Source organism: Marinobacter xiaoshiensis, assembly GCF_031631795.1.
GTDB lineage: Bacteria > Pseudomonadota > Gammaproteobacteria > Pseudomonadales > Oleiphilaceae > Marinobacter > Marinobacter xiaoshiensis.
On sequence record NZ_JAVMBO010000018.1, the window covers coordinates 279,413 to 304,384 of the forward strand.

Here is a 24,972-nt window from a genome sequence, read left to right on the forward strand (position 1 = left end):
GCACATAAATGAATCCCCACTCAGTTTTTTGGATGTGCGTCTAAGCAGCCTCTTCAGCAGGCTGCCTCCGTAAAAACATGCATTGACACTTTCGCAAACTCGCCATAACATCCATACAAAATGAATCTTATTGTTCACCCAGCAGGAAACATCAAATGACACAACTATTTAAAGAAGTGACCAGCTCAAACGAAGGCGCCAAAGCGAGCGCAGATCAACCCACAGACGGTGCCGTTCAACAAACTGCTAACGCAGCCGAAAGCACAGAGAAAAACACAGAAAAGAAAGGCAAGCACGGGGATCCGGGCGTTTGCTGCGGTGGCTGCTCGTAAGCGCGCAGCAAATAGAATTGGCACCGGTGGCGCTTCTACTGCATCTGCTATTTGCAGGAAACGCCACCGGGGTTCTCGCGGGAAAAGGCTCAATGCTCCATTCCGTGCCCTGAATGATCCATTTCCACCTCTTTAGTGTCAGCGTCGAGCGACTGCACACTTAGCTCTACATTAACTGCTTCTGCGCCTTCAAATTCCAGCGTCAGAGGAATGCTCTCCCCTTCCTTGATAGGCTCCGCCAGCTTTTCCAGCATCAGGTGATAGCTGAGGGGCTTGAGTTCTACTACACCACCTGCTGAGATGGCCAGCCCCCCCTTAACCGACTGCATACGCATAACACCATCCACCATGACTGTTTCATGAATTGAAACATGTTCAGCTTTGGGTGTAGTTGCACCAACCAAGGTCACAGTCTTATCACTGTGATTTTTAATAACCAGATAACCCACACCCATAGGCGTGCCCGGCGGCGTTGGCCGGCTCCATGGATGTCCTATTTCAATATCTCCCACAGAATATTCATGGGCCATGGCAACACTGGCAAAAACCGAGGTAAGAGATGCGCTAATGGCAAACAGCAAAATGTTTAGTTTTTTCATGAAATCTCGCGTCGCTACTATTGATCTGAAAATGACTAATGTCAGAAGTGAAGGTAACAATGTCCACAGTGTTGCTTTCAGCTCAACCCGACGCAAGAATTAAGGTGCGTCGAATGGTCGCAGCGAGCGAGATTAAACCCGGCTTCAGGTATCAAGCTTTCTTGACAAACTCGGATTTCAGCTTCATGGCGCCAATACCATCAATTTTACAATCGATATCGTGATCCCCTTCAACAAGACGAATACTCTTCACCTTGGTGCCCACTTTTACGACTGAGCTGGACCCCTTAACCTTCAGATCCTTGATGACGGTCACCGCGTCACCATCCTGAAGTTCATTACCGTGAGCATCACGTACTACTTTACCTTCTGCTGCAGCTGCCGATTCGGCCTCTGTCCACTCATGGGCGCACTCGGGGCAAACGAACTGAATGCCATCTTCATAGGTGTATTCAGAAGCACACTGGGGGCAAGGAGGAAGTTGAGACATTGGATTTTCCTGTTAGTTGAATTTACAGGGATTATACCACCTGGAACGTTTCTGTTCTGGCGGTGTAAATTGGCGCCCACTTCCACACCTGTTGCCACAACAGGTAAACTCCCCTTCATCATTCAACCGCTAAAAAACCGCTTAAAGGAATACGCCATGGCAATCTGGGTCGACGCCGACGCCTGCCCCGTACCCATTCGGGAAATACTCTGCCGCGCGGCCACCCGCTGGCAGGTTCAGACAACATTTATTGCCAACCATATGATCAACCTGCCGCCCAGCCCTTACATCAAAGCCAGGCAGGTAATGCAGGGTTTCGATGTGGCGGATAACGAGATTATGGATCAGCTCAGCGCTGGTGACCTGGTGATTACCCAGGACATCCCGTTAGCGGCTGAAGCTATTGAGAAGGGTGCGGATGTGTTTAACCCAAGAGGCCAGGCCTTCACCAAGGAAAACATCCGCCAGCGCCTGGCTATGCGGAACTTCATGGAAGAGATGCGTAATGCCGGACAGGTTACCGGGGGTGCGGCACCATTCAATCAGACTGACCGAAAAGAGTTCGCTGACAAACTGGACAGCTGGTTACAGCGCAACCGCAAGCCCGATAACAACTAACGCCGCAAAAAGGCCAGCACCCGCCGCAATTTTAGCCCTTCCATCATTTCCTGTTCTGCCGTCATGGCTGTATCTCCCTGTGCTTATGGTGTAAACAGATTCTGTGAAGATTATTTGTGTTGTATGAACAAGCACAAAAATATATTAATGATATTGATTATCATTTGCAATACTTAAAGGACGACTCATGCGCCTTATTCAATTCTTGATGCCGTTGAGCGGCATGCTACTTCTAAGCATCCCCTTCGCTATAGCAGCCCAGACATTTAGCAGCCATAACACGCGCTTCAGCCTGGAAACCGTTGCTGGTGGGCTCGAACACCCTTGGAGCCTGGCCTTTCTCCCCGATGGATCCATGCTTGTTACGGAGAGAGCGGGCCGCCTGCGAGTCATCAAGAGCGGAAGGCTTCTGCCCCAAGCCATTGAGGGGCTTCCATCACTCGCTGTGTCTGGCCAGGGCGGATTGCTAGATGTGGTTCCGCACCCGGAGTTTGCAGACAACAAAACACTCTTCCTCAGCTATGCACATCGCTCCAGCCAGGGAATGACTACTCGCGTAGCCCGCGGGATTTTTGAAGGAGAGCGCCTGAAAGATGTCAGCACCATCTTCGAAGCGCTCCCTCGCTCCAGTACGTCCCGCCACTTTGGTGGGCGCATGGCATTCGACGCATCCGGCTACCTCTACATATCCGTTGGTGACCGCGGTGAGATGGATCGCGCTCAGGACACCCGGGACGATGCCGGCGGCGTTCATCGCATTACACTGAATGGCGAACCGGCTCCCGGCAACCCGGGGCTTGATGACCCAAGCATAAATGATACTTTTTTCACCTGGGGAAACCGCAATATTCAGGGCATGACCCTGCATCCTGAGACCGGAGAGCTCTGGACTCACGAGCACGGCCCGCGCGGTGGCGATGAAATAAACATTCTGAGCTCCGGCACCAATTACGGCTGGCCTGAAATCACCTATGGCATTGGCTACTCCGGGCTTCCGATAACCTTACATACTGAAAAAGAAGGCATGGCTCAGCCCCTGCACTACTGGGACCCATCCATTGCGCCCTCAGGCATGGCGTTTTACACCGGCTCTGAATTCCCCCAATGGCAAGGTAGCCTGTTCGTAGGCGCACTCAAGCTGCGCAAACTGGTACGACTGGAAATCGAAAATGGGCAAGTAATGGAGGAAGAAGATTTGCTCACCAGCCTGAACGAACGTATTCGCGACGTTCGAGCAGGGCCAGATGGCAGTCTTTGGTTACTGACAGATTCGTCAAAAGGGAAAGTCTACCGGGTGGTGCCTGCTCAGTGAGGGTCGCCGGTGCGTTCGGTTTTCTCAAACTGGGGCAGCGCATCGGTAATTTCAAACCAACCCGACTTCGAGCCTGTGTAGACATGCTGCACCCGCCCCTTTTCTATGGGTTCATTGATAGCGCCCACTCGAAGTCGAAGAATGCCCGGAATTGCATCTACGCGACTGTACAAATGGCTGCCACATCGGCTGCAAAACGCCCGATATTTTCCGGGACGTGACTCGTATTCAGTGAGTTGTGCTTCTCCGGACAAAAACTGGAAGCGCACTTTCTGTAGCGGGGAGCTGGCCGAAAACGCACTGCCATGGGCCCGCCGGCATTGACTGCAATGGCACAGGGACAGCGGCCCCAAAGGGCCGTCGTATTCAAACGTAACATCACCACACAGGCACTGGCCGGTATACATAGGCATCCTGACAATCGTTTCATGAGCACATTAATGGATGATTATAATACCTGCCTTACAGCCCATGAAACAGAGTTGCCGTACAGAGATCCCCACTGGAGCTGCTATCCATACTGCGTTTGCAGATAGGCCAGTATGCGAGCAGATTCAAACAGCCCTTCCCCGGTATTCGGATCTTCAAGGTAAGGTACCTGTACCCGGCCGTGAGCCTTGAAAAAGGCATCTCTCTTACCACCCGGAATTGGTGTGTATGGCCCTGGCTTGATTCGCTGTGCTGCCGGACCTATTTCCGTCCAGTGCTCTTTGCCGAGATTATGCAGAGTGTAGGGAACTTCCAGCTCACACAACTTCTCTCGCACCAGCCGGGAGAAGGGACTGCCCTCAAAACTCCACAAATGCAGCGGTTGCTCCGGCTGGTTTCCTGCACTGGCACGCAGGCCTCGCATGGCGCTGGCAACAGACGCCATCGACCCCAGAATCGGCTGCCAGACTCGTTCACGGTAGTAGCCGGGAACCTTACAACCAGCATATTGCCGAAACAGGTACTCGATGATGGCTTCCGATTCATACATTACAGCACCGGTGTTCTCGTCAACCAGCAAAGGGAACTGCTGCTTCCCACCGGTCGCTTCTGCATGCTTGCGGAATACGCGGCCACCTTTGGGACAAGGCCGAATTTCCACATCAAGATTGAGGGCTGTCAGTGCTTCGCGAACTCGCCGGCAGTATGGGCATCCCTCCATGTCGTAAAGTATCAGGGGCTGCTCGGGCTGAGGTACCGCTTTTACTACGAGGCACCCACGCCAGGCTGTCAGCGAGGAGGTACCCACGGAACCCAGCACCCTTGCATGGTGAGTCAGCACATTAGCCATAATTGAATCCTTTTGTTGAAAGCACCGTTATTATCATCAGATATCCCGTTTTTTCATTGGCCAACAATACCACCGGATATTGGCCGCAACGCAACTTACACCCTGTGACAAACCCCAATACAAACAAGCTGTCTACTGGCATTTTTTAACGTCATGTAGAGGTTTTCTGCATAGTACATTTACCAAAGATGGGCTATTGTTTAATCAGCGAACCTCTCCGCACATTTTATCGCGTGGCCATTAGGATGATTTTGGGTATGCCGCAAACAAACAGCGCAGGAACAGCCACTCGCCGGCCAAAGCGCCCTGCCTTGGTTCTGGCCGTGGCGCTTGCTTTGACTCCAGTCTTGGCAAACCTGCCATCAGCACTGGCTGCCGACAGTGGCGATGCCAACTACAGCGACAACCGTCTGTGGGCCAGCCAGATGAGGGATTTCGCCATGAAATCCCTCAACAGTGACGAAGCCCTGAGCATGGCCGCAATTCCCTTGAACGGCCCCGGGCTTGATCAAAACATTAACGCCGACGTGCCCATGAGCCCGGGCTCTATCATGAAGGTGATCACAACCTACGCTGCCCTGGAGATCCTTGGCCCCACGCACCACTGGGATACGGATTTTCTGACTGACGGGCAGATGGTTGGCGATACTCTCGCGGGCAATCTCTACGTGCGCTTTGGAGGTGATCCCAAACTCACCTTTGAACGACTCTGGACAGCCCTGCGGGAACTCCGCGATATGGGGATTAACCGCATTGATGGCAACCTGATATTGGATGGCAGCTATTTTAAAATTGACGGCGGCTTCCCTGCCTTTATAGATAATGGTGACAACCCGCACGCGCCGTTTTTGGTTGAGCCTTCTGCTTACCTGACCAACCTCAACCTAATACACTTCCAGATTCGGGCTGACGAGCGTGGCACTCAAGCCTGGAGCACACCCGCTCTTGGCGAAGTTGTTATCGACAACAGGGTAACAGCAGTAGCCGAAGGGCCCTGCCCATCACGTCGCAGTTTCGATTGGGAACCGATGGCCCAGGCAGGCGGAAAGGTAACTGTGCGGGTAACGGGAGAACTGCCACAAGGATGTCGCACCACAACTTATCTGTCGTTGCTTCCCCATGAGCAATACAGTGCTTCGATGATCCGCAGCCTCTTTTCGGAAATGGGCATCATCGTAACTGGCGGAAGCCAGACAGGGCTAACTCCGGAAACTGCGCGGCTGGTTATGAAAACCACATCGCCAGATCTGGTTACCATGGTGCGGGACATCAATAAGTGGAGCAGCAACGTGATGGCTCGGCAACTGCTGCTGACCATAGGCGCTCAAAACCGGCTGGATAGTGAAAACGACGACCGGGTTGCCGGCATTCGCGTTATTTATGACTGGCTGGGAAAGAAGGGCATAGATACCACCGGAATGGTAATCGATAACGGTGCAGGGCTTACTCGCCATGGCAGAATTACTGCCAGACAAGGCGCCAAAATTCTCCAGCACGCTTGGAACAGCCCCTACTCTTCAGACCTTATGGCCTCCATGCCGATTATTGCTATGGACGGAACCATGGCTCGCCGCCTTCGTAATACTGGCATGGATGGCGAAGGCCGCATTAAAACCGGCTATCTGGAAAACGTGAGGTCCATTGCTGGCTTTACACGGGATGAGAACAATACAACCTGGGCTGTTGTGGGCATGGTGAATAATGATCCGGCCTGGAATGGCCAAGCCGTTCTTGACCGGATTCTTTACTCTCTGCATTACCGGCCGCCTGTTGGTACGGCTCTATCACAAGCCTCTCCCGAAACGTCTGCAACCACTATTCAGTAAAAAAGACCCCGGAGATCCGGGGCCTTGGCTTTTGCTGAAACTGCGGCGCGCCCTATCAGGGTTGTGGCACCACAAAATTATCAAACAGGATCAGTCCGAGCTGGTTGTTGAGTGGAGCCTGCTCCCCAGGATCGGCATCCCGGGCAACCGCCGTGTAAACATCGCCCGCATTCAACTCGACGCCCTCAGCACTAATCGCCACGGTACCCGTGCCGGTCGGAGTAATGTAGACGTTGTAAGTTCCGTCTGCCACGGCAAGATAATCTGTCACGGCCTTGAAGGGCACGTTTGACAGAGCTGGGGCAAAGTTACCAATGCCGCTCTGAGTCCCGGGTACCAGGTAAATATCGACGTTACCTGCCTGAGTAGAAGCATGAATGATTCTCAAAGAAGCCTGGGTCGCAATGCTGCGCACCTGATCTTCAACTACCAGAGCCTCAATACCAGCCAGTTGACCAACTGCCAGCGCCGTGTAGCCCTGACCATTAACAAGTGGCAGCGTCTCATCAATCACGACCAGCCCACCACCGAGGCCAGTTCCAGCGGCCGCAACCTGAATGCGAGCATCCCCGGCTGGCAAGGCAGCATAACCATCCAGGAAGGCGAACGGAGCAACACTGCCAAATGCAATGTCTGCCAATGGAGTTGATTGTCCATCAACATACACGTCAACGTTTGGCGCATCAGAGGAAGCATGAACAACGCGCACACCGGCTGCCTGGTCTGTGTCGTAGATTTCTGCGACATCACCACCGTTCAACACAACGAGGCTAATCGGGCTGGCGTCACCATTGGCGCCGGTGTTATCAACAGCGCCAATCAATAGATTGGTGCCTGCCTGCAAAGACACTTTGCCACTATCAAAGACAACAGTGCCTGAACCCGCGGGGGTCACACGAATCTGGTAATCATTTGCCGGCAACTCCAGTGGTCCAATGCTCTCTTTGAAAGAAAAACTGAAGTTGGCTTCAGGAGGAAGTTCAGCACCGAAAGCAGTTACATACACGTCAACGGGTCCCGCAGCTGCTGCCTGAGCTGCCGGCGAAAGGTGGGCAACGCGCAAACGAACTGCATTGGCATCGGTGCGAGAACCATCATCCGCCAAGATTAACGCGTCAATATTGCCAACTTCACCAACTGCGATTACGTCGTAATCGAAGCCATCCTCAAGCGTAACGTCGGTAGGATCAATAACTGTTGTCGTGGAGCCGCCAGGGAGGATAGCCTCGACTGCCAGAGCATAGGTTCCCAACGTTGGAGAAATCACAGCCGCCTGTTTGAATTCAGCGCCGGAAATAGCCGGGCTCCCGTCCACAAGTACGTTCACCGCCGGCGCATCGGAAACCGCATGCACCGCCCTGACTTTTGAGGTAGGTTGTTGTGTTACAGAGTCATTGTCATTATCACTGCAGCCCACCAGCATCGCGCTGGCAGCCAAGGCCATCGTCAGTGCAACTTTTGTTTTCATTGCCTCTTGCCCTCTATTCCAAAGTTAAAAACCAGGATCAAGTAGTTTAAACATGCACAAGTTCAGTAACTCACATGCACGTAAAACAACCTACGGGAGGGCAATAAAAACAGATTACGGAATTTTACATTTCAGTTTACAGATGTGTGCTCATTCTCATTGCCGGGTCGCCCCAGCGTCATTTCAGTGAGTTTCACCGCAACCGGTGCAATAAAGGTTACCAGCGGGAAGGCAACTGCCCATGCCACCAGAAAAGCCGGCATCCAGCGATACATAAATGCGCTATCCATACCTGTGTTGATAAATGTAATCACTCCAGACATCAACAAAGACATCATTCCCGACATATAAAACCCAAATACCAACTGGCGCAGGCGGGCGGGTTTAATTCGGCTCATGGGCACTCCTGATTAAATTAAAGGTCTTCGAATGGCCACATCTAAAAGCCTTCGGATACCGTAGACTGTCAAGGCATAAGCGCGAGATTATAATGAGCTTGCAACCTTTTATCGATAGGCTCATACCGAGCAAGGCACCCTATGGATCAGTCTAGAGTTAGCAACGTTCGAACGGCAGCAGTTCTTTTGGCCACAATTCTTGTCATCACAGGGTGCAGCTCAACCCGGCTTGCCTATCGTTACGCTGACTGGGGCATTGTGTGGTGGGTTGAGGATTTCATCACCCTCACAAAGCCCCAAAAGCGGCAGTTGAATGCCGACATTGAAGAACTGAAACAATGGCACTGTAGCACCGAACTCCCGCGCTATCAGGCATGGTTACACAACCTCCAGAGTGAATTGGCAGAAGGCAAGCCAGGCCCGGCGGAAATAAGTAGTCATCAAAACCAGCTCCTTTCGCTTCTCCAGCCCTTGATGCACCAAATAACACCTGGCGCGGTGAACCTGCTTTCCAGTCTCAGTGATGAGCAAGTGCGTGAGCTGGCGAAAAACATGGCAGAAAACCAGCGAGAGTTGGAAGAGGAATTCCTGACTGGAGACGCGAAATCAATTGAGCACGCACGAGCAGAACGCACGGAAGAGCGAGCTGAGCGCTGGCTGGGTAGCCTGAACCCGGTTCAGAAAGACATTATCAAGGTCTGGTCAGAAGACCGTGCCGGGCAGACTGAAATCTGGCTCGCAGGCCGTCGAAATTGGCAGGATACCCTGCTAAATGCTCTCGAATATCGCAGCCAGGCTGATTTTGAAGCAACGATTACTGAACTGATTAACAACCCAAAAGCGGGCCGGGGCGATGCCTATGCGCAAAGGATAGATGAAAGCATGGTAGCCATGAATTCGTTGATTCAGGAACTGCTGCTGGCAAGCCACGCCTCACAGCTTGATCACCTGACCCGGCGGATATCGGAGTTGGGCGGCGACTTCAAAGCGCTGACCTGCAAGCCAAGCCCCGAAGTCGCCTCACGCAATAGATAGCGGGCAATCAGACCGTCAGGTAACCGCCATCGGCATTAATGCAGGCGCCGGTGGTGTAGCTGGATGCACCCGATGCCAGATACAACACAGTGCCTGCCATCTCGTTGGGATCGGCCACACGCTTCATGGGAATGTGTGCCATAGCCTGCTTTTTAATAGCTTCGTTGGTAGTCAAGGCACTGGCAAACTTGGTGTCTGTGAGCCCCGGCAGCAAGGCATTCACACGAATATTCTGCTGGCCCAGTTCCATGGCAAAGGATTTGGTCATTGAGATAACTGCGGCCTTGGTCACCGAATAGATGCCCTGATAATGGCCCGGGTTCACACCGTTTACTGACGCCACGTTTATGATTGAACCACCGCCGTTCTTCTTCATCAGTTGCGCACCGCGAGCGCACATAAAGAAGTAGCCGCGAATATTCACATCAATGGTTTTCTGGAAGGCACCCAGGTCTGTGTCCTCAACCGGGCCAAAATACGGGTTGGCTGCGGCGTTGTTTACCAGAATATCCAGCTTGCCGTGCTCTTTTTCGATATGAGCCCAGATCGCTTCTATCTGATCCATCTCACCAATGTGGCAAGCGTAGGCTTCAGCGCTACCACCCGCTTCACGAATGCTGCTGGCGACGGCTTCACAGCCATCAATCTTGCGGCTGGTTACAATCACGTGGGCGCCGTAATCCGCCAGTGTGCGGGCAATGCTCTCACCTATACCACGGCTCGCACCGGTAATCAGGGCAATCTTTCCAGTCAGATCAAACAGGTCTTTCTTGCTCATTGGTTCACCTCAATTCGTTATCGGAAGGTCACCAGGGCGGGGTCTTCCGCTTCCAGGTGGCTGTAATTATTGAAAACAGACAGGCTGCGGCGGCCCGCGGAATAGAGCACACGGGTAACGCTGGTATTAGCGATGACTTCGTTCAGCCCTAATGTGCGTTCGTCGCTCAGGCTCAAAAGGTGCTGGCACATAACGGCAATAGGCCCGCCGGATGTGGACACCAGAACATCGCCGCCGTCTGCATACTCGATCATTTCATCAAAGGCCGAGAGAACCCGGGCTTTGAACTCCCCCCAGGTCTCATCGTATTCACTATCGAACTTGCCAGACGCCCAGCGGCGCACGGCTTCAACAAATGCCTTCTGGAAGGCCGCAGCGGGCTTCGGAGAAGCCGCAAGGTCCCTCGCCATCACCTGCCGATCTCGCCACTGGGGTTTATAGGCGTTTACGATGGACTCATGATCAAACTCGTTAAAACCCAGCGCAACCTGCATATCCGGCAACTCCGCGCCGTACCCGGTTGCAATGGCTTCTACGGTTTCGCGATGCCGCTGCAAGTCGCCGCCAAAAATCGCCGCCGGTTCAAATTTATCGGCCATCCAGCGGCCGAGCACCTTGCCCTGCTCCCAGCCCTTCTTTGAAAGCTGATCGTAATTTTCTTTACCAAAGCTGGCCTGGCCATGGCGTACCAGGTACACCGTAGCCATTACAGAGAGCTCTCTGCGATCAAACGCTTGCAGCGCTTCTCCAGGCTGTTGGCTGCGTGGCCGAATATGGCAAAACGCTTGTCGCTGGTTTGGCCATGGTAGAAGCGGTAGTAGATCTGCTGCACGATCACCGCCAAACGGAACAACCCGTAGATCTCATAAAAATCGAAATTATCTGCCCGAAAGCCGGACTTCTCCATGTAGTACTCAACCACTTCTTTACGGGTAAGCATTCCGGGGCGGTGTGTAGGTTGACGGCGCAGCATCTTGAAGGATTCATCGTCATCTGCCTCTATCCAGTAGGCGAGCGTATTGCCCAGATCCATCAGCGGGTCGCCAATGGTGGCCATTTCCCAATCCAGAACCCCGATCACTTCAAAGGGGTTGTCGGGGTTCAATACAACGTTGTCGAAGCGGTAGTCGTTGTGAATCACTACCTGGGCCACATCGTTTGGCATTTTTTCGCTGAGCCAGGCCATCACTTCCTCAAAGTCGCCGACGTCGTCCGTGCGAGCCTTACGGAATCGATCGCTCCAGCCGCCGATCTGGCGCTGTACATAACCCTCGCCCTTACCCAGGGAATCAAGGCCTGCGGCTTTGGCGTCAACGCGATGCAAGCCCACCATCTTGTCGATTACGCTCAGGCAAAGCTTGCGGGTGTCGGCTTCATCCATTTCAAGATCTTTGGGGAAATCCTGGCGCAGAATGATGCCTTTCAGGCGTTCCATCACGTAAAAATCGCAACCCAACACATCGTGATCGTCGCAAATGGCAATGATGTTGGGCACATAAGGGTACACAGGCTTCAGCGCCTGCATCACTCTGGCTTCACGCAGCATGTCGTGGGCGGATTTCGCAATTTTGCCGAAGGGCGGGCGACGCAAAACAAAGGAACGGTCGCCGTAGTCAACCTGATAGGTGAGGTTGGAAGCGCCACCCGGGTATTGGCGGATAACCGGCTCGCCGGTCAAGTCCGGGATGGCGCCTTTCATGAAGCGGTCTACTGCGGATATATCCAGCTCTTCGCCTTCGCGGATATCTGCTGCCTGGTCAATCTGGGTCATTCATCACTCTCCTTTTGTTCCCGTGTGCTAATCAGGCTTTGGCCTTGTTGCCCATCTTCTTCATCCAGCGCTTGCTCTCTTCGTACATCAGTTTGTCGAACACCGCTGGCGCATAGCGCTTGAGTATCCACAAGCGGCGCTCTTTCACGTGGGGCAGTACCCAGAAGTCTTTTTTCTGCACCGAACGCACTATGTCGTCGGCAACCTGATCTGCAGTTATTGTCGAGCGTTTCATGAGCTTGTTGACATTTTGCTGTATGCCGGGAAGGTCCGAACGCATGCTTTGCGTGAGATTGGTCTGGAAAAATGCAGGGCACACACAGCTCACGTGAATGCCATCATCCCGCAGTTCCTGGCGCAGGGTTTCGGACAATGCTATAACACTGGCCTTGGATACATTGTAGCTGTCCATTAGCGGTGCGAGCATGAGGCCCGCCATGGAGGCAATGTTCACGAAGGTTCCTGAGCCCTGCTTTTTGAACTGCGGCGTGAACGCCTTACAGCCGCGCACAACACCCAGTACGTTGATGTCGATAATCCATTCCCAGTCGGCCATGGTGGTGTCTTCAATGGAGCCGGCAGAGGCCACACCTGCGTTATTCACCACTACGTCTACGCCACCCCACTTCTCGGTGAGATCGGCGCAGATTTTTTCGAGATCTGTCAGGCGCCGAACGTCGCACTCAACAAAGTAGCCTTCACCGCCGGCATTGTTAATTTCCTGCTCAACGCCTACGCCCTGTTCGGGATTGATGTCACCGATGCAGACTTTGGCGCCTTCTCTGGCATAACGCAGTGCAATGGCTCGGCCAAGGCCGCTTGCGCCGCCTGTTACGAATACTCTTTGTGTCATGGGGTTGTCCGTTGTTTGTTGTTTAAAAACGTCAACTATAGAGTGTGACGGAGCCAGCGGGGTGGGAGCTTCTGAAACACGCCGTGAATACATCCATGTAGGCTTGGCTCCGCCATCCATGGCTCCGCACAGTTTCAGAAGCTCCCACCCCGCCAGCTCCTCTCATCATTAGCGCTATACCATCAATTTTTATATTTGCGTAATTCGAGGCGAGCAACCGTGGCACGATGTACTTCATCCGGGCCATCTGCCAATCGCAGTACACGAGCATAGGCAAACAATTGAGTAAGCGGGAAATCATCATCGCTCACACCGGCGCCGCCGTGAATCTGGATCGCTTGATCCACAATGGTTTGCAGCATGTTTGGAATCAGCGCCTTGATCATGGCCACTTCCTGAATCGCACCGGCAATACCTTTGGTGTCCAGTGCCCAAGCACATTTCAGGGTCAGCAAACGGGCCTGTTCAATCGACATGCGGGCGTTGGCGATGATGTCCGGGTTGCCGCCCAGTTTGGCCAGTGGGCGCCCAAAGGCTTCGCGACTCAGGGAGCGCTTCACCAGCAACTCCAGTGTGCGCTCCGCTGCGCCAATTGCGCGCATGCAATGGTGTACTCGGCCAGGTCCAAGGCGACCCTGGGCAATTTCGAAACCGCGGCCGGGGCCGGCAATAAATGCGCTCTTGGGTAGGCGCACGTTCTCGAACAGTACCTGGCCGTGACCGTAGGGCTCGTCGTACTCGCCGAATACGGGAAGCATTCGTTCAATTGTAATGCCCGGGGTATCAAGCGGCACCAGAACCATGGAGTGGCGGCGGTGTTTGTGGGCGTCGGGATCCGTCAGCCCCATAAAGATGGCCACTTTACAGTCCGGGTGGCCAATGCCGGTGCTCCACCACTTGCGCCCATTAAGCACCACTTCGTCACCCTCAACCACGGCGGTTGCTTCCATGGTGGTAGCATCAGAGGAGGCTACGGCTGGTTCAGTCATGCAGAACGCTGAGCGGATTTCACCACTGAGCAAACGTGGCAGCCATTCAGCTTTTTGCTCCTCGGAGCCATAGTGAATGAGCACTTCCATGTTGCCAGTGTCGGGCGCGTTGCAGTTGAAAATTTCGGGGGCAATAAAGCTGCGACCCGTTTCTTCAGCAATCAGGGCGTAGTCGGAGTTGAGCAGGCCACAACCATGCTCCTCATCCGGGAAAAACATATTCCATAGGCCCTGTGCCTTTGCCTTTTCTTTCAATTCTTTGATGATTGGCAGTACAACCCAGCGATTGTCCAGAGACGCCAGTTCCTTATGGTACTGGGCTTCTACCGGGAGAATTTCTTCCGCCATAAACGCTTTTACACGCTCGAGATAATCCTGACCTTTCTCGGAGATACTGAAATCCATTGCCAAACCCTCTCAGAAATTGAACAACATCTATTAGATAGACCAGCAAACGGTGCGATGACTATAAGCACGATTAAACCAGTCTAGGGCTGCTCAAACTATTACGCGACTGAATTATTCTTATCGTTTACTATTAATGAAACTAATTCTTATAGAGATTAATGACTATGGCCGGGAATCGTCTGGATCTCAACCTGCTGCATGTGTTTGACACGATTTATCGGGAAGGCAGCCTTACCCGGGCGGCAAAGGCGTTACACCTTACCCAGCCCGCCGTTAGCCATTCGCTGTCCCGATTGCGCGACCATTTTGACGATCCGCTGTTCACCCGCCAGGGCAATCAAATGGTGCCTACACCTCTGGCCCGTCGCTTCCTGGAATCCATGAAGCCTGGGCTTACGCAGATTCAGGGAGCGGTGAATCAATTCCATGCGTTTGACCCGGCGAATCAGCGCAAAACCTATTCGTTGGGGCTGAGGGATGTACTGGAATCAACGTTTCTGCCACCGCTGATGCAACGATTAAACGCCTATCCGGAGTTGGAGATAGCCAGCAAACGGATTCCCCGGCGGGATATGGAAACGCAATTGGCCGCAGGCAAACTGGACTTCGCTGTGGATGTTTTACTGCCGGTCAGCAACCAGACATCCCATGAACTTCTCAGGCAAGACAGGCTTGTGGTTCTGGCGCGGGAGGGTCATCCCCTGGCGGGAAACACGCTGGATATGGACGGCTACCTTTCTGCGCGCCACGTACTGGTTTCATCACGCGCAGAAGGGCCGGGAATTGAGGATTTTGAATTATCAAGGCTAGGGGTTCAGCGCAGCATCCGCCTGCGCTGTCAGCACTATTACGCCGCCTGCCGGGTGGTGGAGAAAACGGACCTGTTGCTGACTATGCCGGAAACCTACGCCCAGATTATTTCCGAGCGGGCAAACATCACCATAATGAACCCGCCAGCCGACCTGCCCTCAGTCGATGTGCACCTGTACTGGCACACAGCCTACGGCCAGGAGCCGGCGCTTATATGGTTTCGGGAGCAGCTCAAGGCGATTCAGTAAGCACCCACAGCAATCAGAAAGCCGAAAAAACCGACTGCGGTAATGCCGAGGGAGGCCAACACTATACCGAATCCCCACCAAATGGCCGCGCCATCGGAGATGTCGACCCCGTGCCCACGCAGGGTGCGATAGAACGCCCAAGGCCCAAGGATAAACGCTCCAACTACGGCAAACACCAACCCAATGCTGATGCCGGCAAAGGTCCAGGTAGCGAGCTCGGTTGTGCGGTCTGAAAGGTTATCGATAACGCCGTGGCGCTGCAGAAACTTTTTGCAGAAAATCCATACCAGCGCAAAGAGCGCCGCCACAAATACCAGGCCGCCAATGACGGTAAGAAGTCGGTAAAGCAAAGCTGCCTTCCTGTAGTAAGTTGAAACGAAAAAAGCACGAATGCGCCAATTGCGGACACACTATAGCGCCGGGCTGCAGGTGGGTAAAAGGGGTTTATTTCCCACACCGGTGGCAACCCCGGCTTCCCTGACTAAACTGGGTTGGTTATCCATACGAGTCAATTTTAAAAGGAGTCTCCAAAATGGCCCAAACTACCCGCATTGCAGTAACACCGGGCGACGGTATTGGCCCGGAGGTTGTTGGGGAAGCCATACGCTGCCTGGAAACCCTGCGCACCAAGCACAACCTCAACCTAGAGTGGGATCAGTTCCCGTGGCCGTCGCACGCCTGGCACCAAGAGCATGGTGAATCCATGCCAGAGGATGCCCTCGCTCAACTCAAAGCTTATGACGCCATATTACTGGGTGCTCTGGGTGATCCCGGCCCCTTGAACGATCCCGATCGCTACCTTTTGACCGATAGCGTTTCATTGGCACCGCTACTGGAAATGCGCAAAGGCTTTGATCAGTGGGTATGTGAGCGCCCAGCTCGCCTGCTGCCCGGCGCCCGCCAATATCTCGCTGATGAGCGCGCAAAAGACATAGATATGCTGGTGATTCGGGAGAATTCCGAGGGCGAGTACGTGAGTCAGGGCGGGCGCCTGCGCAAAGGCACCGAGGATGAGATTGCGACCCAAATGGAGGTGTTTACCCGCAAAGCCACCAATCGCATTATTCGCTATGGCTTTGAGCAGGCTCGTGCCAGAGCGGCGGATCGCTCAACCGAAGGACGCATTCGGGAGTTTCGCACGCTCAATGGCAACACATGTGAAAGCCAGGTGTGCCTGATCACCAAACGTAATGCGCTGCGTTATTGGGGCGATATGTACACTGAAGCCTTCGAAGAAATCAGCAAGGAATACCCGGATGTGGCCACGCACCACGAACTGGTGGATGCAGCCTGCATGAAGTTTGTGCAAGTCCCCTGGGCGTTCGATGTGGTGGTTGCGAGCAACCTGCAGGGAGATATTCTTACAGACCTTGCGGCCGTATTATCCGGCGGTATGGGCGTTGCCCCTTCCTGCAACCTGAACCCCACCGACCCGGACATGCCTTCCATGTTTGAGCCAACCCATGGCAGCGCCCCAGACATCGCGGGTCAAGGCTTGGCAGATCCAACCGCCATGCTGTTTACTGCGGCACGTATGCTGGAGTGGTTTGGCCGGAAAGACCCGGTAATGGCGACCGCTGGCAAAGAGCTTTTTGGTGCAGTAGCGGCAGACCTGGCGGAAAATGCCGGCGCGCGACGGGGAACACAGGAAATCGGAGAGGCAATCTGCCAACGGCTGTCGGCCTGATCGATTGCTTAACCAGAGCCAGGAAGCAGTTTCTGGCTCTGGTCTGATAAAAGCCGCTTACTTGTCAGCCATTACAAACTCAAGACGCCCCGGCGCTACACGCACATCCATCGGCACCATTCCAAACATACGCTGGGCCATATTGGATTCGTCCAGACGATATACCGGCATGGTTTCCAGCATCTGAGCCACCACACTCATCACGGTGTCGGTAACGGGCGCAAGGTCACCCTTGAAAAAGCCGGAATCTATGCTGCTTTCAAGTAACTTGATCCTGCGAATATAGATGGCTTTTTCCTTGCTGTCATAAACCGGTGCGCCTTCCACTTTCAGGGCAATATCAACCGGTAGTTTGGCCAGAAAAGCGTTCAGCGCTACCTGCCCTTTCAGATCAATCACTGCCACATCCCGGCCATCTGGTCCCAGGGTAATGTCGGCATCGCTAAGACTCATACTCAGCGGCGAGCCATTCTTTAACTGAGTGCGATCAAAATCGCTAACAACATCTCGCAGGTGCCGTTCCAACTCCCCTTCCGATATTGCGTAAGGGGACATGCTGGCACAGCCGCTCGTCAGGGCAAGAACCAGCAACACCAAGCCCCAGAGGCCATTAAGGTGCGTGTATTTCATCGTTTGATCTCCATGGACTGACCCCCTATCCTGCGGCAGCAAGGGAGGCGAGACAAGATTGGCAGGTTAATGATCGGTCAGAATCCGAACACTTCTACTCGTTTTCGGCCCGGGCTTCTACATGCGGGGTGAGATTATCATCGAAAACAACCTGCAATAGAATGGGCTGGCAGCATACCTGGCAATCTTCAACATATTCCTGTTCCGCCACTGAAGGGTCGACGCTGATATCCAGCGTCTCCCAACAGTAGGGGCACTGGATAAGGACCGAATCCAGAGCCGACATAAGCACTCCTCAGAACTTCTGTTTGGCCATCCACGGAATGATACGATCAAACGCCGCATCAAGATTCTCGCAAGTGGTAGAGAAGCTGATCCGAATGGCATTGGTACAGGCCTCTCCAAATGCATCTCCCGGCACCACACACACTCCGGTTTCTTTGAGCATCCGCAAAGCCAGGTCCGACCCATCAACATGGGGCGGCAAATCCGGGAAGACAAAAAACGCTCCTCCTGGTTTGTAACCGGTCATGTATGGAGTCTGATCAATCAAGTCCACTACTTTATCTCTGCGCTCCCGATAGATATCCAGCATGTCCCTAACGCACTGCTGGTCACTCGTTAATGCTGCCACTCCCGCATATTGGGAGGGCGTATTAGCCACCGACGTGGTGAACATGTGGTAGCGCCGCAGGTATTTGATCGTAGCCTGGCTGGCAATGACCCAACCCACTCGCAGCCCCGCCATACTGTAGGTTTTCGAGAAACTACTGATGCACATGATGTTGTCCAGATCCACGGAGCAACTGAGAACACTGGCAAAATCTTCATCATCAAAAATCATGTGGTCGTACACCTCATCGGCATACACCTGTATGCCCCGATAGGCACACTCTTCCAGAATGGCTTCCACGGTACTGCGGGGATATACCGCCCCAGTAGGGTTATTCGGATTGTTCAGTATCAAGGCAAAGGTGCGCGGCCCCATGGCTGCGATCACTTCATCGGGATCAAGCTGATGATCGTTTTCCACACGGGTCGGTACAAACTTGACCTCTCCCCCGTTCATACGAATAAGTGGTGCGTAAAGCAGGAAAGAAGGATCCGTAACAATAAATTGGCGGCCCGGTGCAGATGTAGCCGAGATAGCCAGATACATGGCTTCGGTTGCTCCGCTGGTCACCAGAATATTATCTCTGGTGAGTTTCCGGTTGTATCGTTTGCCGTAGTAATCCCTTAAGGCCACTAGCAGTTCAGGCAAACCGGCATCCATGGTGTAGCCAGTTTGTCCTGCATTTAGGGCGTCAATATAAGCATCAATAACATGCTTGGGTGTTGGGAGATCAGGCTGGCCAATCGACAGATGAATAACATCCTTCATAGTGGCCGCCATATTGACCATGCGCCTAATCCCCGGTACCGGAATTGCCTGCATTGCAGGGTTCCAACTGGCCTTCGCCTTCCGGTATTTCACTCTCCGCACTTTATCCTCGCCGGTATCTTTATTGGCGCCATTTGCCATAACAACCTCCTACAACGGGAACGGGAGGGCCAAAACAGACCCCTTTGCAGGTTAGTCACGAAAATCCGGGCATACAAGGTAATGCCGGAAAGGGTTTGATAGGTACAAGTACCCACCAGGATTCCCGATGATCACCACTGTATGTGCGAGCTGAGGTTGACCAGACGACATCCGCCTACCAGACTAACCTCAGGGTTTTGTAGAGGAAAATGCCTGGCCCATAAAAACAACTCTCGACAATCAGCAACCGAAGCCGCGGAGGTTCAATGTCCCATCTCAGCAAGCCTGTTGTAACTGTCCTTACTGCTCCCGGAGAGCAGGAGCCACCAGGAATGGATTCTCTTCGGGCTCGTGCCGAAGTGCGTTTCGCCAGTGACGAAGCAACCCTGCGAAGCACCTTGCCGGGTACTGATGTGATGATGGTGACAGATTTTAGAACCGAGGCGCTGGAGGCTGCCTGGGGCTGTGCGGACAAATTGAGATGGATACACGCCACCAGCGCCGGGGTAGATGCGCTGATGTTCCCTGCCCTCACAAACAGCAGTGTGGTAGTCACTAACGCCAGAGGCATATTTGACCGCACCATCGCTGAATATGTGCTATGCACCATCCTGATGTTTGCCAAGGATTTTCCCGGCTCAATCCGCCTGCAAATGAAACACAAGTGGAAGCATCGGGATACGGAAAGAGCAACAGGCAAGCAGGTTCTGGTAGTTGGTGCAGGCTCTATTGGCAGGCAGATTGGCCGCCTTGTTGCCGCTGCTGGAATGAAGCCCCACGGCATTGCCAGAACCGCCCGTACGGACGACCCGGATTTTGTAGCGGTTCATGGTAATGATGAGTTATACCACCAGCTGGAACTGGCCGATTACGTGGTGATTGCTGCACCGCTGACGCCGCAAACTGAGGGGTTGTTTGACGAAAAAGCCTTCAAGGCCATGAAAAACACGGCGCGCCTGATTAACGTTGGCCGCGGCCCGATTGTAAAAACAGCCGATCTTATTGCTGCTCTGGAGAGTGGTGACATTGCTGGCGCCGGGCTTGATGTATTCGAGGAAGAGCCCTTACCGGAAGACCACCCGCTTTGGGACATGGAAAACGTCATCATGACGGCACACATGGCCGGTGACTTTATCGGCTGGCATCGTGCGCTTACCGATCAGTTTCTTGAAAACTTTGATCGCTGGCACGGTGGTGAAGAACTGTTCAATCTGGTGGATAAAGAGCTGGGGTACGCGGGGAGCAAGTAGCCGACGTTCCCTCAAATGCCGGATCGGGCGGGGGAGATGTTCCTAAAACCGTGCGGAGCCATGGATGACGGAGCCGAGCTTACAGGGATGTATTCACACCGCATTTTGGGAACACCTCCCCTGCCCGGTCTCCTGACTTACTGGGTCTACCTCAGCTGCCAGACAACGACTGATCCGCTGGATCGATCTCCATCTGCTGTATCGCGATTACCGCCTGGGTGCGATTACGAACCCCAAGCTTACGGAACACAGCTGTGATGTGCGCCTTGATCGTTGCCTCAGACACCTCGAGATCGTAAGCAATCTGCTTGTTCAGAAGGCCTTCCGCCAGCATACCCAGAACCCGGAATTGTTGCGGGGTCAGTGACGCCAGCTTTTCAGAGAAGTCTGTGGTGTCGGCATGCATGCGCTCAAGCTTGTCTGCTACACCTTCCGGCAGCCACACATCCCCCTCAAGAACAGCCCGTATAGCCTCGGTGATGGTGGGCAGCGGCGCCGACTTCGGAATAAAGCCAGACGCCCCATAGTCAATCGAGCGCCGCATTACCTGCAGTTGTTCCGACCCTGACACAACCACCACGGGTAGCCCGGGGTATTGTCCACGCATGAACACCAACCCCGAGAAACCGTGGGCACCCGGCATATTCAGATCAAGCAGGACCAGATCTGCATCCGGGTGCGAATCTACCGACGCCTGGAGTGCCTTGATGCTGTCAACTTCTACTGTTTCCGCATCAGGTACCGCCTGACTGACCGCCTGTTTCAGGGCAGCCCGAAACAGCGGATGATCATCAGCGACGATAATTGTTTGTGTCATTAAACCGATTCCTCACAGGTTTTCGGCCTGTTATCAGACCTTATTTAAACTCACGATTGCTGATCAGATCGTCCACTACACTCGGATCTGCAAGTGTGGATGTGTCTCCCAACTGGTCGTGCTCGTTAGCAGCAATCTTACGCAAAATCCGGCGCATAATTTTGCCTGACCGCGTTTTAGGCATGCCCGGCGCCCACTGGATAACATCCGGAGAGGCAATGGGGCCAATTTCCTTACGAACCCATTGTACCAGCTCTTTCTTGAGCTCATCTGAAGGCTCTTCACCCTGCATCAGAGTCACGTAAACATACAGCCCCTGACCCTTTATGTCATGGGGGAAACCAACAACTGCGGCTTCTGCCACCTTGTCGTGGGCCACAAGGGCGCTTTCAACTTCAGCGGTGCCGAGGCGGTGCCCGGAAATATTAAGCACATCATCAACGCGGCCGGTAATCCAGTAATACCCGTCTTCATCTCTGCGTGCGCCATCTTCGGAAAAGTACATTCCGGGGTAGGCACTGAAATAGGTTCGGATAAAGCGCTCATGGTCACCATAGATCGTGCGCATCTGCCCAGGCCAGCTGTCCAGAATAACCAGGTTACCATCAGCTTTTCCTTCTAGCAGATTCCCTTCGTTGTCCATCAGGCCCGGCTTCACGCCAAAGAAAGGTACGGTCGCGGAGCCCGGTTTCAAATCAATGGCGCCGGGTAGTGGCGCAATCAAAATGCCGCCGGTTTCCGTTTGCCACCAGGTATCCACGATCGGGCATTGGCTGTTGCCGATTACACGGTGGTACCATTCCCAGGCTTCCGGGTTTATGGGTTCGCCCACAGAACCCAGCAACTTCAGGCTCTTGCGCGTTGTACCCGCCATGCAGGCTTCGCCTTCGGCCATCAGTGCCCGAATAGCCGTTGGCGCTGTGTACAGGATGTTGACCTGGTGCTTGTCTACAACCTGGCCCATACGTGAGCTGTCCGGGTAGTTGGGAACGCCTTCAAACAGAAGCGATGTTGCACCGTTACACAGAGGCCCATAAAGAATGTAACTATGGCCTGTTACCCAGCCAAAGTCTGCGGTGCACCAGTAGACATCACCTTCTTTGTAATCAAACACATACTCATGCGTCATGGAGGCGTATACGAGATAGCCACCGGTAGTATGCAAAACACCTTTGGGGGCGCCAGTAGACCCTGAGGTGTAGAGCATGAACAAAGGATCTTCCGCATTCATTGGCTCTGGCGGGCAGTCAGCGGATGCGGTTGCCATCAAATCTTCATAGCGCACATCCCGGCCATCACTCCAGGGCAGATCTTTGTTTCCTGTGCGGCTGACAACCACAACCTTCTCAACGGCCGCGCCTTCCCTGTCTTTCAGGGCAGCATCCACGTTCTTTTTCAGTGGCACCTTGCGACCACCGCGGAGCCCTTCATCGGCAGTAACAACAAAGCGCGACTTGCCGTTCACAATTCTGGCACCCAATGCTTCGGGCGAGAAGCCCCCAAAAACAACTGAATGGATAGCACCAATACGGGTACAGGCCAGCATGGCCACGGCGGTTTCAACAATCATTGGCATATAAATCGTGACAACATCACCTTTTTTTACGCCAAGGCTTTTAAGTACGTTAGCAAACTTGCTGGTTTCTTCGTGCAACTCGCGATAACTGACGTGACGGGATTCGGCTGGGTCGTCGCCTTCAAAAATAATGGCCGTCTGATCGCCGCGGGTTTCAAGATGTCGATCCAGGCAGTTTGCAGAAGCATTCAACTCACCATCTTCAAACCACTTGATGGAAACGTTTTCAGGGTCGAATGTGGTGTTCTTGACTTTGGTGTAGGGCTTGATCCAGTCAATTCGCTTTCCATGCTCTCCCCAGAACGCATCCGGATCTGCGATGGACTGACGATACATTTCGTCATACTGCTCCCGGTTTACCAAGGCCCGTTTGGCCACTTCCGGGCTTACCGGATAAAGGTTTTTATCAGTCATAGTGCTCCCCTTTGATCAGAGTTTGTTGTCATTGTCGATTTTGTCAATCCAGAGCGGTAGGGCGTGCAGGCCCTGCGGACACATAGCCGTAGTTCAACATGTGAGCTACCACACAATGAATTAGACTAACGTCCTAACGTACTTGAACTTTTAGCTTAAAAAGTTCAGTAACCTGCAAGAATTCAAGGGTAATTTCCAAACAGTATGGGCTTCAAATTAAAGGCGGCCCTACTTCCCGGGGAGGTAAACCAGCCCCCGTTTAATCGGGCCAGATAAAATCACGCAGCTTTCTTTCGTCCCCGGGAACTCCGTGGACCACGGGCTTTTTTCGCACTAAGTGCGTACCGGTTCAGGCCAGCCAGGTGAATCTTGCGTAAATATACTGCCCAATCAATCTGGCGGGCATCCACAGGAAACAATGCCTTATCTACCTCCCCCATGCGCGTGGCCAAAGCCAGAAGCTCGTCATTGCGGAAGATATAATCCGGGGCAGTGTAAAAGCCGAAAATGGTTGCCAATGAACGAGTGGTATCAAGGTTTTGCAAGACCTTAAGCTCGCGCCCCTGCCCCAACAGCCCCTTCATGCGGCTTGCCATACTCAATGGAATACGGGCACCGCCCACCAAGGCATCGAACAGAGCGCGATTTACTGCAATGAAGGGTTTGACGGGCCGACGGTAAAACAGGTTTGGGTAGGCGGCGTAGTTGGTCTTGGCTTCCGCCAGCAGATGATCAATGAACGCACCCACAGACACCGGGTTGGAACTGCCACTGCAACACTGGTAGATCCTCGACTCCGGCGGCTCGCTCAATGCTTCAGCCACCGCAAGAATGATGGAGTTTGCAACCAGATCAACGGGAATAACATCAACAATGCCAGAGCGCTTGCCGGGGAAGAGGGTTACTTTTTCCCGAGCGTAAGCAAGAATGATGGCATCCGCCACTTTTACACCTTCAATCCAGCCAGGCGCTGGCTCTTCCAGAGCGCTTTCAATTATGGACGGGCGTACAATGGTAAGGGAGCGACCCTTCAGTGCTTTCATTAGCAGCTGCTCGCCCAGCCATTTAGTAAAGGTATAGGTGTCACTCCAGCCGTATCGGTTTGCCTCACGGATCCCCAGGTCTACAAGCTTGCGCTCCAGCATTTTGCCGGTATAGCGCGAACGCACATCTGCGATGCTGTCGTTAAGCACCCGGATCAGCTCTTCTATTTCATAGTAGCCTGAGGCGCTGCGAGGAATATCCTCACCCGCAGGCTTAATTACCGATTCGGTAACCTGGCCGGAGTTCATTCCGTTTACATAGCAGGTTGAAACCTGAACAACCGCAAGGTTGGGGTTCAGTTGCGCCAGCTCCGCAATGTTTTCCAGGCACAAGGTATTGATCGTTAGTGCCTTGTCGAGCTCTTCGCGAAAGTTGACACTGGCAGCGGAATTAACGACCGCATCGATGCTGTCAGCCAGCTTTTGAAGGGCCTCGGGCTGCAGACCAAAACCGGGTTCAGTTACCTCTCCTGTGACACAGTGCAGGCGCTCTTCCAGAAACGACTCGAACGCTTCGTTGTCCTCCTGACGCAAACGATCAAACACAGACGAGGTGGCAATTTCCTGGAGGAATCGACTACGGGCATCAGGGTTCTGCTTATTGCCCCGTATCAGAAGATGTATACCACCAATATCAGGCACCGCCCGAATCAGTTTTTCCAGAACAACCTTGCCCAGGAACCCCGTGGTGCCGGTAATCAGAACATGCTTGCCTCGCAGTTGCTCAAGTACCTTGGACGAAGACATTCCAGCCTCCTTTGTTTGGTTTACGATAACGAAAATTCCTTTTTCATGATTTCCTGCAGCTCCCAATACTTG

General features: G+C 53.4%; 26 protein-coding genes. 8 read left to right on the forward strand and 18 right to left on the reverse strand.

Annotated elements, in window-relative coordinates:
- The first annotated feature begins 155 nt into the window (after positions 1-155).
- The gene (locus RKA07_RS16680; protein WP_200370104.1) at positions 156-332 is read left to right on the forward strand and encodes a CCGSCS motif protein; all 177 of its coding nucleotides are present in this window, start codon (positions 156-158) and stop codon (positions 330-332) included.
- 89 nt (positions 333-421) lie between these two features.
- On the opposite strand, the gene RKA07_RS16685 is transcribed toward RKA07_RS16680, so the two are convergent.
- A complete protein-coding gene (locus tag RKA07_RS16685; protein WP_200370105.1) occupies positions 422-931 on the reverse strand; it encodes a copper chaperone PCu(A)C in 510 nt (169 codons plus the stop codon).
- Positions 932-1,082: 151 nt separating this feature from the next.
- A complete protein-coding gene (locus RKA07_RS16690; protein ID WP_200201850.1) occupies positions 1,083-1,421 on the reverse strand; it encodes a zinc ribbon domain-containing protein YjdM in 339 nt (112 codons plus the stop codon).
- Between the two features lie 156 nt (positions 1,422-1,577).
- Here RKA07_RS16690 and RKA07_RS16695 point away from each other — a divergent pair, with 156 nt between their 5' ends.
- Together RKA07_RS16695 and RKA07_RS16700 are read left to right on the forward strand one after the other, a co-directional pair.
- Positions 1,578-2,039 (forward strand): YaiI/YqxD family protein, encoded by a 462-nt coding sequence (locus RKA07_RS16695; RefSeq protein ID WP_200201851.1) that lies wholly within the window; start codon positions 1,578-1,580, stop codon positions 2,037-2,039.
- Between the two features lie 187 nt (positions 2,040-2,226).
- Positions 2,227-3,351, forward strand: a complete 1,125-nt coding sequence (locus RKA07_RS16700; protein ID WP_310966878.1) for a PQQ-dependent sugar dehydrogenase — start codon at positions 2,227-2,229, stop codon at positions 3,349-3,351.
- Here RKA07_RS16700 and RKA07_RS16705 read toward each other — a convergent pair.
- Positions 3,345-3,758 (reverse strand): GFA family protein, encoded by a 414-nt coding sequence (locus RKA07_RS16705; protein WP_310966990.1) that lies wholly within the window; start codon positions 3,756-3,758, stop codon positions 3,345-3,347. The genes RKA07_RS16700 and RKA07_RS16705 overlap by 7 nt on opposite strands.
- 104 nt (positions 3,759-3,862) lie before the next feature.
- Complete coding sequence (locus RKA07_RS16710) at positions 3,863-4,630, reverse strand: glutathione S-transferase N-terminal domain-containing protein (RefSeq protein ID WP_310966879.1); 768 nt, start codon at positions 4,628-4,630, stop codon at positions 3,863-3,865.
- A gap of 257 nt (positions 4,631-4,887) precedes the next feature.
- Here RKA07_RS16710 and dacB point away from each other — a divergent pair, with 257 nt between their 5' ends.
- Positions 4,888-6,456, forward strand: a complete 1,569-nt coding sequence (gene dacB, locus RKA07_RS16715) for a D-alanyl-D-alanine carboxypeptidase/D-alanyl-D-alanine endopeptidase (RefSeq protein WP_310966880.1) — start codon at positions 4,888-4,890, stop codon at positions 6,454-6,456.
- A 55-nt stretch (positions 6,457-6,511) separates the two neighbouring features.
- Here the strand turns inward: dacB and RKA07_RS16720 are convergent, their stop codons facing one another.
- Positions 6,512-7,924: a DUF4397 domain-containing protein gene (locus tag RKA07_RS16720; protein ID WP_310966881.1), complete on the reverse strand. Its 1,413-nt coding sequence runs from the start codon at positions 7,922-7,924 to the stop codon at positions 6,512-6,514.
- Between the two features lie 131 nt (positions 7,925-8,055).
- Positions 8,056-8,322 (reverse strand): DUF2798 domain-containing protein, encoded by a 267-nt coding sequence (locus tag RKA07_RS16725; RefSeq protein ID WP_200201856.1) that lies wholly within the window; start codon positions 8,320-8,322, stop codon positions 8,056-8,058.
- A 186-nt stretch (positions 8,323-8,508) separates the two neighbouring features.
- On the opposite strand from RKA07_RS16725, the gene RKA07_RS16730 reads away from it, so the two are divergent.
- On the forward strand, positions 8,509-9,357 hold the full coding sequence (locus RKA07_RS16730; RefSeq protein ID WP_310966882.1) for a DUF6279 family lipoprotein: 849 nt from the start codon (positions 8,509-8,511) through the stop codon (positions 9,355-9,357).
- Between the two features lie 7 nt (positions 9,358-9,364).
- Here RKA07_RS16730 and RKA07_RS16735 read toward each other — a convergent pair whose 3' ends face one another.
- The 5 genes from RKA07_RS16735 to RKA07_RS16755 form a co-directional block, all read right to left on the reverse strand.
- Positions 9,365-10,135 (reverse strand): SDR family oxidoreductase, encoded by a 771-nt coding sequence (locus tag RKA07_RS16735; RefSeq protein WP_200201858.1) that lies wholly within the window; start codon positions 10,133-10,135, stop codon positions 9,365-9,367.
- Positions 10,136-10,152: 17 nt separating this feature from the next.
- Positions 10,153-10,842, reverse strand: a complete 690-nt coding sequence (locus RKA07_RS16740; RefSeq protein WP_200201859.1) for a histidine phosphatase family protein — start codon at positions 10,840-10,842, stop codon at positions 10,153-10,155.
- On the reverse strand, positions 10,842-11,906 hold the full coding sequence (locus RKA07_RS16745; RefSeq protein ID WP_310966883.1) for a phosphotransferase family protein: 1,065 nt from the start codon (positions 11,904-11,906) through the stop codon (positions 10,842-10,844). Before RKA07_RS16745 ends, RKA07_RS16740 begins: the two co-directional genes overlap by 1 nt.
- Positions 11,907-11,937: 31 nt before the next feature.
- Entirely contained in the window at positions 11,938-12,759 is an 822-nt protein-coding gene (locus tag RKA07_RS16750; protein ID WP_200201861.1) for an SDR family oxidoreductase, read from the reverse strand.
- A 182-nt stretch (positions 12,760-12,941) separates the two neighbouring features.
- Positions 12,942-14,153, reverse strand: a complete 1,212-nt coding sequence (locus RKA07_RS16755; protein ID WP_310966884.1) for an acyl-CoA dehydrogenase family protein — start codon at positions 14,151-14,153, stop codon at positions 12,942-12,944.
- A gap of 167 nt (positions 14,154-14,320) precedes the next feature.
- Between RKA07_RS16755 and RKA07_RS16760 the strand changes: the two genes are divergently transcribed.
- Entirely contained in the window at positions 14,321-15,214 is an 894-nt protein-coding gene (locus RKA07_RS16760) for a LysR family transcriptional regulator (RefSeq protein ID WP_200201863.1), read from the forward strand.
- Here the strand turns inward: RKA07_RS16760 and RKA07_RS16765 are convergent.
- The gene (locus RKA07_RS16765) at positions 15,208-15,564 is read right to left on the reverse strand and encodes a hypothetical protein (RefSeq protein WP_200370115.1); all 357 of its coding nucleotides are present in this window, start codon (positions 15,562-15,564) and stop codon (positions 15,208-15,210) included. The two genes, RKA07_RS16760 and RKA07_RS16765, sit on opposite strands and share 7 nt — an antisense overlap.
- 182 nt (positions 15,565-15,746) lie before the next feature.
- Between RKA07_RS16765 and RKA07_RS16770 the strand changes: the two genes are divergently transcribed.
- On the forward strand, positions 15,747-16,901 hold the full coding sequence (locus tag RKA07_RS16770; RefSeq protein ID WP_200201865.1) for an isocitrate/isopropylmalate dehydrogenase family protein: 1,155 nt from the start codon (positions 15,747-15,749) through the stop codon (positions 16,899-16,901).
- Between the two features lie 57 nt (positions 16,902-16,958).
- Here RKA07_RS16770 and RKA07_RS16775 read toward each other — a convergent pair whose 3' ends face one another.
- From RKA07_RS16775 to RKA07_RS16785, 3 genes are all read right to left on the reverse strand, one after another.
- Positions 16,959-17,531 (reverse strand): YceB family lipoprotein, encoded by a 573-nt coding sequence (locus RKA07_RS16775; protein WP_310966885.1) that lies wholly within the window; start codon positions 17,529-17,531, stop codon positions 16,959-16,961.
- Positions 17,532-17,625: 94 nt separating this feature from the next.
- Entirely contained in the window at positions 17,626-17,817 is a 192-nt protein-coding gene (locus tag RKA07_RS16780; RefSeq protein WP_200201867.1) for a CPXCG motif-containing cysteine-rich protein, read from the reverse strand.
- A 9-nt stretch (positions 17,818-17,826) separates the two neighbouring features.
- The gene (locus tag RKA07_RS16785) at positions 17,827-19,053 is read right to left on the reverse strand and encodes a pyridoxal phosphate-dependent aminotransferase (protein ID WP_200201868.1); all 1,227 of its coding nucleotides are present in this window, start codon (positions 19,051-19,053) and stop codon (positions 17,827-17,829) included.
- A 266-nt stretch (positions 19,054-19,319) separates the two neighbouring features.
- On the opposite strand from RKA07_RS16785, the gene RKA07_RS16790 reads away from it, so the two are divergent.
- On the forward strand, positions 19,320-20,303 hold the full coding sequence (locus tag RKA07_RS16790; RefSeq protein ID WP_200201869.1) for a D-2-hydroxyacid dehydrogenase: 984 nt from the start codon (positions 19,320-19,322) through the stop codon (positions 20,301-20,303).
- 151 nt (positions 20,304-20,454) lie between these two features.
- Here the strand turns inward: RKA07_RS16790 and RKA07_RS16795 are convergent, their stop codons facing one another.
- The 3 genes from RKA07_RS16795 to RKA07_RS16805 all read right to left on the reverse strand — a co-directional run bounded on the left by RKA07_RS16795 (position 20,455) and on the right by RKA07_RS16805 (position 24,900).
- Positions 20,455-21,120: a response regulator transcription factor gene (locus RKA07_RS16795; RefSeq protein ID WP_200370119.1), complete on the reverse strand. Its 666-nt coding sequence runs from the start codon at positions 21,118-21,120 to the stop codon at positions 20,455-20,457.
- 40 nt (positions 21,121-21,160) lie between these two features.
- Complete coding sequence (gene acs / locus RKA07_RS16800; protein WP_310966886.1) at positions 21,161-23,110, reverse strand: acetate--CoA ligase; 1,950 nt, start codon at positions 23,108-23,110, stop codon at positions 21,161-21,163.
- 278 nt (positions 23,111-23,388) lie between these two features.
- Entirely contained in the window at positions 23,389-24,900 is a 1,512-nt protein-coding gene (locus RKA07_RS16805) for a fatty acyl-CoA reductase (protein WP_310966887.1), read from the reverse strand.
- Positions 24,901-24,972: the final 72 nt, after the last annotated feature.

Coding starts and splice junctions, on each gene's coding strand:
- RKA07_RS16680 (WP_200370104.1), top strand. CDS start 156: ATGACACAACTATTTAAAGAAGTGACCAGCTCAAACGAAGGCGCCAAA.
- RKA07_RS16685 (WP_200370105.1), bottom strand. CDS start 931: ATGAAAAAACTAAACATTTTGCTGTTTGCCATTAGCGCATCTCTTACC.
- RKA07_RS16690 (WP_200201850.1), bottom strand. CDS start 1,421: ATGTCTCAACTTCCTCCTTGCCCCCAGTGTGCTTCTGAATACACCTAT.
- RKA07_RS16695 (WP_200201851.1), top strand. CDS start 1,578: ATGGCAATCTGGGTCGACGCCGACGCCTGCCCCGTACCCATTCGGGAA.
- RKA07_RS16700 (WP_310966878.1), top strand. CDS start 2,227: ATGCGCCTTATTCAATTCTTGATGCCGTTGAGCGGCATGCTACTTCTA.
- RKA07_RS16705 (WP_310966990.1), bottom strand. CDS start 3,758: ATGTATACCGGCCAGTGCCTGTGTGGTGATGTTACGTTTGAATACGAC.
- RKA07_RS16710 (WP_310966879.1), bottom strand. CDS start 4,630: ATGGCTAATGTGCTGACTCACCATGCAAGGGTGCTGGGTTCCGTGGGT.
- dacB (WP_310966880.1), top strand. CDS start 4,888: ATGCCGCAAACAAACAGCGCAGGAACAGCCACTCGCCGGCCAAAGCGC.
- RKA07_RS16720 (WP_310966881.1), bottom strand. CDS start 7,924: ATGAAAACAAAAGTTGCACTGACGATGGCCTTGGCTGCCAGCGCGATG.
- RKA07_RS16725 (WP_200201856.1), bottom strand. CDS start 8,322: ATGAGCCGAATTAAACCCGCCCGCCTGCGCCAGTTGGTATTTGGGTTT.
- RKA07_RS16735 (WP_200201858.1), bottom strand. CDS start 10,135: ATGAGCAAGAAAGACCTGTTTGATCTGACTGGAAAGATTGCCCTGATT.
- RKA07_RS16740 (WP_200201859.1), bottom strand. CDS start 10,842: ATGGCTACGGTGTACCTGGTACGCCATGGCCAGGCCAGCTTTGGTAAA.
- RKA07_RS16745 (WP_310966883.1), bottom strand. CDS start 11,906: ATGACCCAGATTGACCAGGCAGCAGATATCCGCGAAGGCGAAGAGCTG.
- RKA07_RS16750 (WP_200201861.1), bottom strand. CDS start 12,759: ATGACACAAAGAGTATTCGTAACAGGCGGCGCAAGCGGCCTTGGCCGA.
- RKA07_RS16755 (WP_310966884.1), bottom strand. CDS start 14,153: ATGGATTTCAGTATCTCCGAGAAAGGTCAGGATTATCTCGAGCGTGTA.
- RKA07_RS16760 (WP_200201863.1), top strand. CDS start 14,321: ATGGCCGGGAATCGTCTGGATCTCAACCTGCTGCATGTGTTTGACACG.
- RKA07_RS16770 (WP_200201865.1), top strand. CDS start 15,747: ATGGCCCAAACTACCCGCATTGCAGTAACACCGGGCGACGGTATTGGC.
- RKA07_RS16775 (WP_310966885.1), bottom strand. CDS start 17,531: ATGAAATACACGCACCTTAATGGCCTCTGGGGCTTGGTGTTGCTGGTT.
- RKA07_RS16780 (WP_200201867.1), bottom strand. CDS start 17,817: ATGTCGGCTCTGGATTCGGTCCTTATCCAGTGCCCCTACTGTTGGGAG.
- RKA07_RS16785 (WP_200201868.1), bottom strand. CDS start 19,053: ATGGCAAATGGCGCCAATAAAGATACCGGCGAGGATAAAGTGCGGAGA.
- RKA07_RS16790 (WP_200201869.1), top strand. CDS start 19,320: ATGTCCCATCTCAGCAAGCCTGTTGTAACTGTCCTTACTGCTCCCGGA.
- RKA07_RS16795 (WP_200370119.1), bottom strand. CDS start 21,120: ATGACACAAACAATTATCGTCGCTGATGATCATCCGCTGTTTCGGGCT.
- acs (WP_310966886.1), bottom strand. CDS start 23,110: ATGACTGATAAAAACCTTTATCCGGTAAGCCCGGAAGTGGCCAAACGG.
- RKA07_RS16805 (WP_310966887.1), bottom strand. CDS start 24,900: ATGTCTTCGTCCAAGGTACTTGAGCAACTGCGAGGCAAGCATGTTCTG.